General features: G+C 51.4%; 13 protein-coding genes. 7 read left to right on the forward strand and 6 right to left on the reverse strand.

All coding sequences use genetic code 11. From position 1 onward, the window contains the following. Positions 1–93 precede the first annotated feature (93 nt). Positions 94–1,077 (reverse strand): NAD-dependent epimerase/dehydratase family protein, encoded by a 984-nt coding sequence (locus V6E55_RS20785; RefSeq protein WP_316943799.1) that lies wholly within the window; start codon positions 1,075–1,077, stop codon positions 94–96. A gap of 96 nt (positions 1,078–1,173) precedes the next feature. On the opposite strand from V6E55_RS20785, the gene V6E55_RS20790 reads away from it, so the two are divergent. Beyond that, on the forward strand, positions 1,174–2,082 hold the full coding sequence (locus tag V6E55_RS20790; RefSeq protein WP_316943800.1) for a LysR family transcriptional regulator: 909 nt from the start codon (positions 1,174–1,176) through the stop codon (positions 2,080–2,082). 220 nt (positions 2,083–2,302) lie between these two features. Continuing rightward, complete coding sequence (asd, locus tag V6E55_RS20795) at positions 2,303–3,421, forward strand: aspartate-semialdehyde dehydrogenase (protein WP_316943801.1); 1,119 nt, start codon at positions 2,303–2,305, stop codon at positions 3,419–3,421. Positions 3,422–3,471: 50 nt separating this feature from the next. Here the strand turns inward: asd and V6E55_RS20800 are convergent, their stop codons facing one another. Together V6E55_RS20800 and V6E55_RS20805 are read right to left on the reverse strand one after the other, a co-directional pair. Continuing rightward, entirely contained in the window at positions 3,472–4,131 is a 660-nt protein-coding gene (locus V6E55_RS20800; protein ID WP_316943802.1) for a dihydrofolate reductase family protein, read from the reverse strand. 13 nt (positions 4,132–4,144) lie between these two features. After that, positions 4,145–4,600 (reverse strand): GNAT family N-acetyltransferase, encoded by a 456-nt coding sequence (locus tag V6E55_RS20805; protein ID WP_189338738.1) that lies wholly within the window; start codon positions 4,598–4,600, stop codon positions 4,145–4,147. A gap of 300 nt (positions 4,601–4,900) precedes the next feature. Between V6E55_RS20805 and V6E55_RS20810 the strand changes: the two genes are divergently transcribed. Then, positions 4,901–5,380 (forward strand): RrF2 family transcriptional regulator, encoded by a 480-nt coding sequence (locus tag V6E55_RS20810; protein ID WP_114977389.1) that lies wholly within the window; start codon positions 4,901–4,903, stop codon positions 5,378–5,380. 67 nt (positions 5,381–5,447) lie between these two features. On the opposite strand, the gene oqxB is transcribed toward V6E55_RS20810, so the two are convergent. Continuing rightward, positions 5,448–8,600 (reverse strand): multidrug efflux RND transporter permease subunit OqxB, encoded by a 3,153-nt coding sequence (oqxB, locus tag V6E55_RS20815; RefSeq protein ID WP_129995933.1) that lies wholly within the window; start codon positions 8,598–8,600, stop codon positions 5,448–5,450. 23 nt (positions 8,601–8,623) lie between these two features. Beyond that, on the reverse strand, positions 8,624–9,799 hold the full coding sequence (locus V6E55_RS20820; RefSeq protein ID WP_114977391.1) for an efflux RND transporter periplasmic adaptor subunit: 1,176 nt from the start codon (positions 9,797–9,799) through the stop codon (positions 8,624–8,626). Positions 9,800–10,137: 338 nt separating this feature from the next. Between V6E55_RS20820 and V6E55_RS20825 the strand changes: the two genes are divergently transcribed. Then, positions 10,138–10,488, forward strand: coding sequence for a helix-turn-helix domain-containing protein (locus V6E55_RS20825; RefSeq protein WP_129995934.1), 351 nt, complete (start codon positions 10,138–10,140; stop codon positions 10,486–10,488). Here V6E55_RS20825 and V6E55_RS20830 read toward each other — a convergent pair. After that, positions 10,412–11,326, reverse strand: coding sequence for a LysR family transcriptional regulator (locus V6E55_RS20830; protein WP_316943803.1), 915 nt, complete (start codon positions 11,324–11,326; stop codon positions 10,412–10,414). The two genes, V6E55_RS20825 and V6E55_RS20830, sit on opposite strands and share 77 nt — an antisense overlap. A gap of 100 nt (positions 11,327–11,426) precedes the next feature. On the opposite strand from V6E55_RS20830, the gene V6E55_RS20835 reads away from it, so the two are divergent. The 3 genes from V6E55_RS20835 (at position 11,427) to V6E55_RS20845 (ending at position 13,111) form a co-directional block, all read left to right on the forward strand. After that, a complete protein-coding gene (locus V6E55_RS20835; RefSeq protein ID WP_316943804.1) occupies positions 11,427–12,407 on the forward strand; it encodes a nitrilase family protein in 981 nt (326 codons plus the stop codon). A gap of 77 nt (positions 12,408–12,484) precedes the next feature. Then, positions 12,485–12,802 (forward strand): YebG family protein, encoded by a 318-nt coding sequence (locus tag V6E55_RS20840; protein ID WP_114977393.1) that lies wholly within the window; start codon positions 12,485–12,487, stop codon positions 12,800–12,802. A 93-nt stretch (positions 12,803–12,895) separates the two neighbouring features. Next, entirely contained in the window at positions 12,896–13,111 is a 216-nt protein-coding gene (locus V6E55_RS20845) for a DUF6500 family protein (protein ID WP_114977394.1), read from the forward strand. Positions 13,112–13,171 lie beyond the last annotated feature (60 nt).

Raw genomic sequence — 13,171 nt, forward strand, 5'->3', positions numbered from 1 at the left:
ATCCGAGTTCTTCGTTTCATGGCAACGTCCCCCTTGATTAAGGATAGCGTTGCATCGACCCGTTGAACTCACAGCTCAAAGCAGACCTTTGGCTCAGTAAGATCGTCCGCTTCGTGCTGTGAGGCAACCCAGTCCCTGTAATGTCATTCGGACAGCTTCATCAAGAGGGGTATGCGGTTCTTCACCTAAAAAAGTCACGAGTTTCGTATTGTCCAGGCGGACTGATTGACGCCAGAGATACCGCATTTCCAGAAGTTCGCGCAAGGTTGCGTTGAAAGGTGCTGCCAGGTACATAAACCACCACGGAAATGAGTGTATTTTGGCAACACCACCATAGTGTGTGGTGATACGTTGTATCGCCCTGACCATTTGGCTGCCGTCGGGATCCCAATGTCCTTGCATATGGAATCGCGCAAAGGGTTCAAGTTCTTCACGTCGCGCCAGCAATGCAGCAATAGTTTTTGCAATATCAGGTAAATAGACCCACTGATGACCTGTTTCAGGCATACCTGGATTGGAAATTACCTTTGGCAACGCGCCAGGCTTGATCAAACCTTGAGAAAACCAGCTATTACCCGCGTGTGGACCGAAGAAATCCCCCGCGCGGACGACCAGAACCCGTCCGCCACGCTGTGAATAGGCTTCAAGTTCTTTCTCCATTTGTACCCTGATCGCGCCTTTCCTTGTGACTGGCCTCTGCTGAGCATCTTCTCGTAACAACGGGAAGGCATCAGGCCCATAGTTGTAAACGGTACCAGGAAGCACTATCAAGGATCCATTTCGTTCTGCTGCATTGATTGTGTTGCGCAGCATAGGCAACACAAGATGATGCCAGTTTCGGTAGCCGGGTGGGTTGACGGCGTGAACGATCACAGAGCAGTCTTTCGCCGCAGAGGTGACGTGTTCTCTGTCGAGAGCATCGCCCGCTATCCACTGGATTTCACTATTAGGTTCGCTTCCATGGGTTCCCCGTTTTAATGCACGAACCTCCCATTTATCCCGAATGAGCTGGCGAGCAGTTTCACCACCAATACCGCCTGTAGCGCCAAGTATTAAGACCTTCCCTCTGGTTTCCATCGTATTTGCCTCTTTGCTGATTTCAGATTGACAGCATAAGCACAGGCAGAGCTAAATGGTATTGCATATCACCACAGGGCAGGTATACAAATTTGTATGAAGACATCTATTCCATGGGAGTGGTACCGAACATTTCTTGCGGTGCTCAGAGAAGGGTCACTTTCCGGTGCATCACGCATGCTTGGTATCACGCAACCAACGGCAGGTCGGCACATAGCTGCGCTGGAATCTGCCCTCGGCCAGGTATTGTTCACGCGGTCGCAAACGGGATTACTGGCAACTGAAACTGCGCAGGCGTTGAGGATACATGCCGAAGCGATGGAAAACACGGCTAACACGCTGGAGCGTACCGCGGCCAACGTTGGTGCTAGCAGCGCGTCCATTCGCGGTGTAGTACGTGTCTCTGCAAGTGAGATTATTGGTGTCGAGTTACTCCCGCCACTCATTGCGCAGCTCAGGGAGTCCAACCCGCAAATCACGATTGAATTAGTGCTGTCCAATCGGGTTCAGGATTTACTGCATAGAGAAGCAGATATTGCGATACGCATGACGACGCCAATACAGGAGCAGCTTATTGCTCGTCGCGTTGGTAGCATTGAGCTCGGTCTACACGCGTCCACTGCTTATCTTGCCCGACATGGTACGCCTGACAGTACCGAAGATCTGTTTAAACACACGCTGGTTGGTTTTGATCAGAATACGCCTTTCATCCGTAATGCATTGAAAAAATACCCTCAGCTAAATCGGGATCTCTTTTCTATACGCACTGACAGCGACGTGGCTCAGCTGAGCCTGATTCGTTCCGGTGCAGGCATTGGCATATGCCAGGTACAACTTGCCAATGGACCTATTCCGCTACAGCGGATACTTCCACATTTCTTTTCTTTATACCTTGATACATGGCTCGTCATGCACGAAGACCTGCGTAATAGTCGGTGCTGCAAATTAGTTTTCGATGTTCTGTCAAAAGGATTAACGGAATATATCTACCCGAAGCGAACGTAAAAAAACCATTATGACTGCGGGATGCGTACGATTACATCCTTCCGGCGGAAACTTTGTGATGTTTTTTTCGTTGTGAAAGAGATGAAAATCGCTGATGCCAGATGAAAGATTTTAATAATGTCAGAATCGGATGTTATTCGTAATGACCTTTAATTTGGGATGAGATATAACGTGCCTCGAAGATAATTAACATTCTCATAACGTAATTAGGGTTAAGAAAATGAAGCAAGTTGGTATTGTTGGCTGGCGAGGTATGGTCGGTTCTGTTTTGCTACAGCGAATGGTTGAAGAGAACGACTTCGACAATATTTCTGCACATTTTTTCAGCACCTCCAGTGCAGGTGCTGCCGGTCCTGTTATTAATGGTGTCAGCTACACGCTCAAAGATGCTAATTCCATTAGTGCCCTGGCCGAAATGGATATCATCATAACCTGTCAAGGTGGGGATTATACCAAAGCCATATACCCGGCGTTGCTTAACCATGGCTGGCAAGGCTACTGGATTGACGCGGCCTCCGCGCTGCGGATGGATGAGAACGCCTGCATTATTCTCGACCCCGTCAACCGCACAAATATTGATCGTGCAATCAAAGAAGGTATTAAGCTTTTTGTCGGTGGCAACTGTTCCATTACGCTGAGTCTTATGGGCCTGTCTGGGTTGATAAAGGCTGACTTGATCGAATGGATGAGTGTGATGACCTATCAGTCCGCATCGGGTGCGGGTGCACAGTATGTACGGGAATTAATCACACAAAGTGCTTACATTAGTAACCATTTATCTTCGGATGAGCTGGCATCCTCGGGTTCAGTGCTTCCGTTAGTTAACAAGGTCAGTGAATTAATTAACAGCGCTGATATGCCGACCCAGAACTTCGGCGCTCCTTTGATGGGCAGCATCATTCCCTGGATTGACAGCGATTTAGGCGATGGCAATAGCCGTGAAGAATGGAAAGGTGAGGCAGAAACGAACAAAATTTTAGGTCTGTCTCCCGGCACGATCCCGGTTAACGGCTTATGCATACGAGTCGGCGTAATCCGCTGCCACAGCGCTGCTATCACCCTTAAGCTCAAGCGTGAAGTCCCCGAAGAGGAATTTGCAGAATTAGTAATGAATTCCCACCCCTGGGTTAACTATGTGCCCAATAACAAGGCCGAAAGTATCAGCACACTAACGCCGGCATATATCAGCGGTTCGCTTAAGGTGGGTATTGGCCGTTACAAAAAAATGTCGCTAAACAATGAACCCATCTACTCGGTCCTGACGGTAGGCGATCAGCTATTGTGGGGAGCAGCGGAACCATTGCGTCGCATGCTGAATATTCTCCTTGGCAAAGTGTAAATCATAATATTCCGCAAACACCTACTTGGTAGCTGTTTGCGGAACTTGCTTTATCGATTTCGTTTCACCTCGTATTGCAGGCACACGACCCCCGACGGGAAAATATGACTCTTCACCAACATGAGTGCGATTCTGTCTTTTATGTTTTTGAACAAGGGAATGCCTTGCCCCAGCAGAACGGGATTAACGAATAGCCAATACTCATCAATAAGGTTTTCCGCCATTAGCGCGTGAGTCGCTGAGGGGCTACCAAACAATAAGATTTCGCTGCCCGCGTTTTGCTTGAGCTTGCTGATTTCTTCGTTTAAGTGGTTACTGATAATTTGCGTATTAGGGTGATTTTTTTCCAACAGGGTTTTCGACAGCACCACTTTTTTGGCAGATTTATACCAACGCGAATGCGCAAGGTCGTGCGGGCTGGCGTCAGGCTTATCGGCAGCAGTGGGCCAGTACGACTCCATCATCTGGTAGGTGGTACGCCCATATAAGGCGGTGTCGGTCTGCTGAATCCGCTTCTCCACGTATTCAAACAAATCGGGGCTTATGCTAATCCAGTCCAGACTCGCCTGCCCCTCAGCGTCAGATGCGACATAACCATCCAGCGACACATGAACAAACGAAACGATTTTTCTCATGATTTTCTCTCTGATTAAGTGTTGCGAGACGCCCAGGGTTTGGTTCCCGCCTTCAATCGCACCTGTTTTCTCCAACACTATCCTGGCTTTATCTGTAGGTATAGATATCAGGTCGGGTAATGGCCCAGGCGTAGTTTTTCTGATTCACTGGTTCATAGCCAAACTTTTCATAAAGCCAGGGCGCAGTGGTTGTAAATAACAAGATCCTGCGAAGCTTTTCAAATATCGGGTGACTATGAATACACTCCATAAGCCATCTTCCCAACCCGTAACCCTGATATTCTTCAAGTACATATACATCACAAAGGTACGCGAAAGTCGCATAATCCGTTATCAGACGTGCAAATCCTATCTGAGATTCATTGTGATAAATGCCAAAGTTAAGGCTATTCGCTGCTGAAGCAGTAACGGTTTCCAGATCAATACCTTTGGCCCATGTGGATCTCGTCAAATACTGATGCACAGCCTGTAGGTTCAGCTTTTCATTGTCTGTGCTAATCAGAAAATCATTCATATGCCATTCATGTTTCACCGAAATGCTCACGTTCACACCTGTTCAACTGATGGAGGGAGACTTAACCATATCATTGTCTGAAAGAAATCATCACAATTGAATCATTAGCGCCAGAGCACAAAGACAACTCATTGAAAGATGATGCTCAACGGCTTTTTGTGACGGTAGACTTCCCGCATCGCGCGTTCGCATGAAAAAAATATGATGCTCGATCACGAATGCCGCAGATTGCTTCAAAAAAATTACCGTATTTGTTATATTGTTATTTATTGCTTATTCACCTCTGCAGTGCAAAAAAGAACAAGATTCACCGCAACCCAGGATAGAGAAATGTTAGATTACCGCTTCCCGACAGCTTTGCAGATGGTTCTCAGCGTAGCGATGGCGGAGCAATTGGGTGAACGTTCGACAAGTGCGATCCTGGCCTTCGGCCTGGAAGCGAATCCGAGCTTTATCCGCAAATTGATGGTTCCGCTCAAGCGTGATGGCATTATCGTCTCAACGCTTGGTCGCAACGGCTCTATTCATCTTGGTCGTCCGCCCGAAAAGATCACCCTTCGCGATATCTATCTTTCTGTCATCGAAGATAAAAAGCTGTGGGCATCGCGCCCTGACGTACCCGCTCGCTGCGTAGTCAGTGCTAACGCGTGCTGGTATTTCAAGTCGATTTCCGAAGAAGCGGAGCAGGCTTCGTTAGAGGTATTAGCCCGCCATACCGTGGCAAGCGCCCTGGACGCGGTGAAAAATGCCGATGGCAGCAGATGGGATCCGCTCCCTGATATTATTGCCCAGTACCAAAAAACGTCTTAACGCTTTTCCTGTTGCGAAAAAAAACCGCCTTCACTATAAAGGCGGTTTTTTATTATCTGCAACGTCCCTACGCAGGCAGCACTTCCCTTTCCACTTTGCCGCGCGTCACGAATTTACGCAGAGTCACATAGAACACCGGTGTCAGGAACAGACCAAACAGCGTCACGCCCAGCATCCCGGAGAAGACGGTGATCCCGGTGACACCACGCACTTCCGCACCCGCACCGTGACCGAGTATCAGCGGAATTGTCCCGGCAATAAAGGCGATGGAGGTCATCACAATCGGACGTAAACGCAGGCGGCAGGCCTCCAGCGCGGCCTCCATGATGCCTTTGCCCTGAATTTCCAGCTCGCGGGCAAACTCCACGATAAGAATCGCGTTTTTACAGGCCAGCCCCATCAGAACCACCAGCCCCACCTGCACGAAGACGTTGTTATCGCCCCCGGTCAGCCAGACGCCAAACAGCGCGGAGAGCATCGTCATCGGCACGATAAGGATCACCGCCAGTGGCAGCGTCCAGCTTTCATACAGCGCCGCCAGCACCAGGAACGCCAGCAGCACCGCGACCGGGAAGACGATCAGCGCCGTGTTACCCTGCGTGGCCTGCTGGAAGCTCAGATCAGTCCATTCAATGTTCATCCCGTTTGGCAGGATCTGCTTAGACATCCCCTCCAGTTGCGTCATCGCCTGGGAAGACGAGAGCACGCGAGGGTCGGCATCGCCAATCAGGTCCGCCGCCGGATAACCATTGTAGCGAATCACCGGATCAGGCCCATAGGTGGTCGTGATTTTCACCATACTGCCAATCGGTACCATTTCGCCCTGGTTATTACGGGTGCGTAAATTAGCGATATCTTCCACGCTGTCACGGAACTGCCCGTCTGCCTGCGCCATCACGCGCCAGGTGCGCCCAAACTGGTTGAAGTCATTGACGTACGACGACCCCAGATAGGTTTGCAGCGTACCGAAAAGATCGGTCAGCAATACGCCCTGCGCTTTCGCCTTATCACGATCAACCTGAACATCCAGTTGCGGCACGTTAGCCTGATACGTTGAGATTGGGAAATGCATCCCCGGCGTTTGCATAATCGCACCGGACATGGTGTTCACCGCGTTTTGCAGCGCGCCATAGCCCAGACCACCGCGATCCTGGATATACAGCGAATAGCCCGACCCCTGACCCAGACCTAAAATCGGCGGTGGCAGGATGGAGAAGCCAAAACCTTCCTGGATTTGCGCGATTTTTGCGTTGATCTCCGCGTTAATTTCCGCAGCAGTGTGTTTACGCTGGTCGAACGGCTTCAGACCAAAGAAGACCGTCCCGGTATTCGGCGTATTAGTGAACTGCAGCGCATTTAGCCCCGGAAAAGCCACTGCGTAATCCACACCTTCGGTCTTCATCCCGATTTCGCTGATTTTGCGGATCACCGCATCGGTGCGCGCCAGCGATGAACCTTCCGGCATTTTCACGCCGCCAATCAGGTACAGTTTATCCTGCGTCGGAATAAACCCGCCGGGCACTGCTTTGAACATCACGCCCGCCGCACAGAGCAGTAGCAGATACACCGCAAATACCGCGCCGCGTCGTCCGAGCGTTTTGCCCACCAGCCCCTGATAGCCATTCGAGCTGCGGTGGAAAAAGCGGTTAAACGGACGGAAAATCCAGCCGAACAGACGGTCAATCAGTCTGGTAGGAATGTCTTTCGGAGCGCCGTGTGGCTTTAACAGCAGTGCAGCCAGTGCCGGAGAAAGCGTCAACGAGTTGATGGCGGAAATCACCGTCGAAATCGCGATCGTCACCGCAAACTGTTTATAGAACTGCCCGGTGACACCAGAGAGGAACGCCATCGGCACAAACACCGCACACAACACCAGTGCAATCGCGATAATCGGCCCCGAAACCTCACGCATCGCCTGATGCGCCGCCGCAAGCGGTGCAAGCCCCTCTTCGATATTTCGCTCGACGTTTTCCACCACCACGATGGCGTCGTCCACCACGATACCGATAGCCAGTACCAGCCCGAACAGACTCAGGGTATTAAGTGAAAAGCCCAGCAGATAAAGAATACTGAACGTCCCCACGACAGAGACCGGCACCGCGATCAACGGAATGATCGACGCGCGCCAGGTTTGCAGGAACAGAATCACCACCAGCACCACCAGCACCACCGCTTCCAGCAGCGTTTGCACAACCGCACGGATCGAATCGCGCACAAACACGGTCGGATCGTAAGGTGCCGCCCACTTCATATCTTCCGGAAAACGGGTGGACAGTTCCTCCATTTTGGCGCGCACCGCGTTAGACAAATCAATGGCGTTCGCCCCCGGAGACTGGAAGATACCAATCCCGACCGCGTCTTTATTATTAAGCTGGGAACGCAGCGCATAGCTACCAGAACCCATTTCGATACGCGCCACGTCGCGAAGGCGGACAACCGTACCGTCCTGCGTCGTTTTCAGGACAATATTGCCAAACTCTTCTTCAGTGTGCAGACGCCCCTGGGCGTTAATGGAGATCAGGAAATCACTCTCTTTCGGCAGCGGCTCAGCACCCAGTTGCCCGGCGGACACCTGAACGTTCTGCTCCTGCATCGCCGTGACCACATCCGAAGCGGTCAACCCGCGGGCCGCCACTTTGTTCGGATCCAGCCAGACACGCATCGCGTATTCGCCTGAGCCGAAAATCTGAATCTGGCCGACGCCAGGCAGACGCGCCAGCTCGTCCTTCACCTTCAGTGTGGCGTAGTTACGCATATACAGGGAGTCGTATTTCCCGTTGGGCGAAAACAGATGCACCACCAGCGTGAGCGTTGGCGACTGTTTCTGGGTAGTAATCCCCAAACGCCGCACGTCTTCCGGCAGGCGCGCTTCGGCCTGCGCGACACGGTTTTGCACCTGAACCTGCGCCTGATCCGGGTCGGTTCCCGGACGGAAGGTGACGGTGGTCACCAGCACGCCGTCCGAGCCCGCAACGGATTTCATGTACATCATGTTTTCAACGCCGTTGATCGCCTCTTCCAGCGGCGTCGCCACGGTTTCGGCAATCACTTTCGGGTTGGCACCCGGGTACTCCGCGCGTACCTGCACGCTTGGCGGCACAACGTCAGGATATTCGCTCACCGGCAACAGCGGGATGGCGATCAATCCTGTGATAAAAATCAGAATCGACAGGACGGCGGCAAAAATGGGCCTGTCGATGAAAAAACGGGAAAAGTCCATGGGTCGGATTCTCAGGTAAGGGATCAGTTAAAGGCGGCGCTGGCGGTCATGGCAACGGTTTTCGCGTTAACCGGCATCCCCGGCATGAACACTTTTTGTAAACCCTCGACGATGACTTTATCGCCAGGGTTCAGCCCCTGTCGCACGATGCGTAAACCGTCTGCCAGACGTCCCGGTGTGATGTCGCGACGCTGTGCTTTCCCCTCTTTATCCACGATATACACGTATTTGCGATCCTGATCGGTTAGCACCGCTTTGTCGTCGATCAGCGTGGCTTTGAATTCCGCGCTGCCCGGCAGGCGTACGCGGGCAAAGAGCCCAGGCGTGAACTGACGCTGCGCGTTATCCAAAAGCGCACGCATACGGATGGTGCCGGTACTCGGCGTTAACTGATTATCCAGGAAGTCCACTTTGCCCTGATGGGGATAGCCCTCCTCGCCCGTCAGACCAATTTCCACCGGAAGCGCCATGTGATTGCTGGACGCCCCCTGCCCGCTGCGGGCCAGATTTTGGTAGTGAAGATAGGTCGACTCATCCACGTCAAAGTAAACGTAAACTGTTTTCTGCGAGACCAGCGTGGTAAGGACGCTGGCGGTGTCCCCCGCAGTCACCAGATTGCCGCTGGTGATCAGCGCCCGGCTGGCGCGGCCATCAATAGGCGCGGTGACTTTGGTGAAATCCAGGTTAAGTTGTGCGGCGTCAACCGCCGCCTGCGCGGCGCGAATGTCGGCCTGTGCCTGGGTGGCAGCCGAACGACGCTGCTCCCATTCTTCACGGGAGACTACGTTGGTATTGACCAGTTTATCGGTACGGTTGGCCTCGCTTTGTGCCAGGCTGGCCTGCGTTTTGGCTCTCGCCAGGTTCGCCTGCGCCTGTTCCAGCGCCGCACGATAGGTTCGGTCATCAATGGTGAACAACACCTCGCCCTTTTTCACCTCCTGGCCATCGGTGTAATTCACTTTATCAATGTAACCGGAGACGCGCGGACGTAACTGAACGCTCTCCACCGCCTCAATCCGACCGTTAAAGCTATCCCACTGGCTAATGGATTTCACAACCACGTCAGCAGCACTGACGGCGGGCGCAGGTGGCGCAGCGTTTTGCGCGACACTGTTATCGCATCCGACGAGCAGCACGGAGAGCAACATGACCCCCAGCGCGCTCAGATGAAAGTTACCCCAGGTTTTTTGCAGGCTCATTATTTTTATTCCGATAATTGTAGCCGCCGGACAAGACGCCGCGGGAGATGCCGCGCCACTTCCTTTGTCCGGTAGCTGGCTTAAGGCCATTTGTGTCGTTCATCGCCACAAAACTGTAACAGTAATGAATACACTATTCGCGGCGATTGTAGGAAGGCGCTTAACTAAGTGCAAGAATAATTGTTGCACTTTATGTGCTATTTGAGTCAAAGGGAAAAGAGCCGTTTCGCTCAAGGACTTAAATGCAACAATAAAACTTGCAATTAACGTAAAAACCAGCCAACCTTTAAATGCAACAGACAAAGATACTTTTAGACGAGCTGTATGAGGGTAACCAGATGAACACTGGCGCATTTATGCATGATCTACTCGACTGGATCGACAACAACCTTGATAGCCGCCTGGACATTGAGTCCGTCGCAAGGCGATCCGGTTACTCAAAATGGCACCTCCAGCGGCTCTTCAAAGAGCATACAGGCTCCCCTCTCGCTGAGTATATTCGCGCGCAAAAGCTGCAAAAATCGGTCGAACGGCTGGCTCAGAGTGATGAACCGATTTTGAACGTGGCGATCGCGCTGGGCTTTGACTCTCAGCAATCCTTCAACCGTAGCTTTAAGCGTCAGTATGGTCAGGCGCCTGGGGCATGGCGGCGGAGTTTGAGTGGCCCGGAAACGCAGCAGCTACGCTAGCAATGAAATTGTCACGGATGCCATCCTCTTTGCTTGCGTCCCAGGCGATGCCCACCTCCCAGCTTATTGACTCCCCCGTTAGCGGAATAATCACCAGTTCTGGCGGCGCGATATGGGTCACGCTGGTGGGCAGAATGGCCACACCGATCCCCGCAATCACCATTGCAACGATAGTTTGTATATCGTCAGTCAGTTGTGTCGACGAGATGAAATGACCGTTGTCATGCAGAAAACGGTCAATCTGAGCATTTAAACCCCGTCCCCGCTCATCATAAAGCCGCAACAGAGGGCGTTTCGTGAGCCACACAGCCACAGACATTGTCGGTGACGCTGCGGGCACAACCAGAACCAGCTGATCGGTAAATAACGGCAGGTATTCAAGCGCCACGGGGGGCGGAACCCTGACAAAACCGACCTGCAGCTCATCATTTTGCAATTGCTCGTACTGCTGGAAGGAAGGCAGATCCGTCAAGGACATCTCGACTCCCGGGTAGTCGCGACGAAAGTCTGCGATACAGCGTGGTGCCAGATAAAAGCTTGAGAGTCCGAAACCTACGGAAATATGCCCCTCAACGCCTTTTGATATCTGCTCAGCATGCTGCATAAACAGTTGGGTTTGCCTGACCACTTTTTCGGCCTCTGGCAGCAAACGCCTGCCGCCGGCCGTCAGTACTGCGCCGTGACGTCCTCGTGAAAAAAGCGAGATATTCACCAGGGATTCGAGGAGATTAATCTGTTTGGTCAATGCCGGTTGCGAGATAAACAGCGCCCGCGCCGCATCGGCATAATTTCCTTTTTCAGCCAGTACCACAAAGGCTTTAAGCAACCGGATGTTCAATTTTGCATTCCAGATGGTTATTAAAATCAGAAATGATTTGATTATACAGTTATCGGAAAGCGTTATGTAATTCAGTTTCGATGACAACTGGAGATACATCATGAACGAACATCAATCCTTAAAGGCGGCGACCGTACAGTTTCAGCATCAGGCAAATAATAAAAAATACAACCTGCTGATAATGGAGAAATTTATTGAACAGGCGGCGCTTGAACAGGTGAAAATTCTCACCTTCCCTGAAATGTGTATCACCGGCTACTGGCATGTCCCCAAACTCACCTCAGCGGAGGTGTCTTCTCTGGCAGAGCCAATTGCTGAAAGCCCTTCCCTGACGTTAATTCGCTCTCTGGCGATCAAACATCAAATGCTTATTGGCGCCGGTCTTATTGAACGAGCCGACGATGGTCGCCTCTACAATGCGTATGTTGCCTGTATGCCGGACGGCTCAATACATACGCACCGTAAACTCCATGCATTTGAACATCCGGCCATCAGCAGCGGGGACAGCTTTACCGTTTTTGATACGCCGTGGGGAGTGAAAGTCGGCATCCTGATTTGCTGGGACAATAATCTGGTCGAAAATGTACGCGCGACGGCGTTGCTGGGTGCCGATATTCTTCTCGCACCGCATCAAACAGGCGGTACAGATTCCCGCAGTCCTCACGGAATGAAGCCTATTCCGCTGTCGCTCTGGGAGGAGCGGGAAACGCGCAAGGAGGAGATTACGGCGGCATTCAAAGGGGCAAGCGGTCGGGAATGGCTCATGCGCTGGCTGCCTGCCCGTGCACATGACAATGGATTATTTCTTCTCTTCAGCAACGGTGTGGGTGCAGATAATGACGAAGTGCGCACAGGGAATGCCATGATCCTCGACCCCTATGGCAGGATCATGAATGAAACCTGGGCGGCTGAAAATGTGATGGTGAGCGCTGAACTAGATTTAAGCCTGCTTGCAATGAGCACCGGACGCCGCTGGATCCACGGTCGTCGTCCTGATTTATACCAGATACTGACGCAGCCGCAGGGTTATGAACGTGATGCGATCAGTGCACGTTTTTCGAATGAGCCCCCTGCCCGCTAGAAATGTGAGCAATTTTTAGCTGCAACCTAAACCCGGAACTGTTATGCTGTATATAAATACAGTATGAGGTGCGCATAATGGCTGTTGAAACAAAATTTGTTGTCGTAAGAAAAGGTGTAGAGAAAATGACTTTTGCCAGTAAGAAAGAAGCTGACGCTCACGACAAGCTGCTTGATATGGCTGACGCGTTCACTGACTGGCTGTTGCAAAGCGGAATGCAGATGGATGAAACACAGGCTGAAGATCTTGGTCTGTATCTCGCCGAGCAGAAAGAGACTGTGCAGCATATTCTGCGTACCAGCAAGCTTCCCGATCTCAATGCCGCCGTTGTTGCAGATAAAACAGAAGCCGATGCGGTTGATGATAAAAAAATCAGAGCGGTGAAAGCGGCCTGATTGTCATAAAACATTGTCACCGTTCCTGGAGCCGTAAGCAGACATCTGCTTGCGGCTTTTTTACCAGAACATGAAAATAGTAAAGGAGATGACGTGCGACAAGGAATGAAGGAAAAAATCATCAGGATCTGTGATTCAAAAATTGCCTCTAAGGGAAGCCATGTTGGGCTTTCGTTTTATGCTTTTTTTGCCAATAAAAATGATGATCCTGAACTGCTTATGGAAGTTGCGCACTGGTGGATTATGGAAATGAAACTGGACCATTTTGAAAAGGCAGTAAAAATCAAAAAACTTTTGTCAGACTTATAATACCTGTATTTAAAAGATCAATTAGCCTGCTAAACTGCAAAAATTCAGTCAGCAGGCTTC

Origin of the sequence: Enterobacter sp. 342, from assembly GCF_036663495.1 — a bacterium.
Lineage (GTDB): Bacteria > Pseudomonadota > Gammaproteobacteria > Enterobacterales > Enterobacteriaceae > Enterobacter.

Excerpts from the sequence above, each read along its gene's own strand:
- V6E55_RS20785 (WP_316943799.1), bottom strand. The coding sequence starts at position 1,077 with ATGGAAACCAGAGGGAAGGTCTTAATACTTGGCGCTACAGGCGGTATT.
- V6E55_RS20790 (WP_316943800.1), top strand. The coding sequence starts at position 1,174 with ATGAAGACATCTATTCCATGGGAGTGGTACCGAACATTTCTTGCGGTG.
- asd (WP_316943801.1), top strand. The coding sequence starts at position 2,303 with ATGAAGCAAGTTGGTATTGTTGGCTGGCGAGGTATGGTCGGTTCTGTT.
- V6E55_RS20810 (WP_114977389.1), top strand. The coding sequence starts at position 4,901 with ATGTTAGATTACCGCTTCCCGACAGCTTTGCAGATGGTTCTCAGCGTA.
- oqxB (WP_129995933.1), bottom strand. The coding sequence starts at position 8,600 with ATGGACTTTTCCCGTTTTTTCATCGACAGGCCCATTTTTGCCGCCGTC.
- V6E55_RS20820 (WP_114977391.1), bottom strand. The coding sequence starts at position 9,799 with ATGAGCCTGCAAAAAACCTGGGGTAACTTTCATCTGAGCGCGCTGGGG.
- V6E55_RS20825 (WP_129995934.1), top strand. The coding sequence starts at position 10,138 with ATGAACACTGGCGCATTTATGCATGATCTACTCGACTGGATCGACAAC.
- V6E55_RS20835 (WP_316943804.1), top strand. The coding sequence starts at position 11,427 with ATGAACGAACATCAATCCTTAAAGGCGGCGACCGTACAGTTTCAGCAT.
- V6E55_RS20840 (WP_114977393.1), top strand. The coding sequence starts at position 12,485 with ATGGCTGTTGAAACAAAATTTGTTGTCGTAAGAAAAGGTGTAGAGAAA.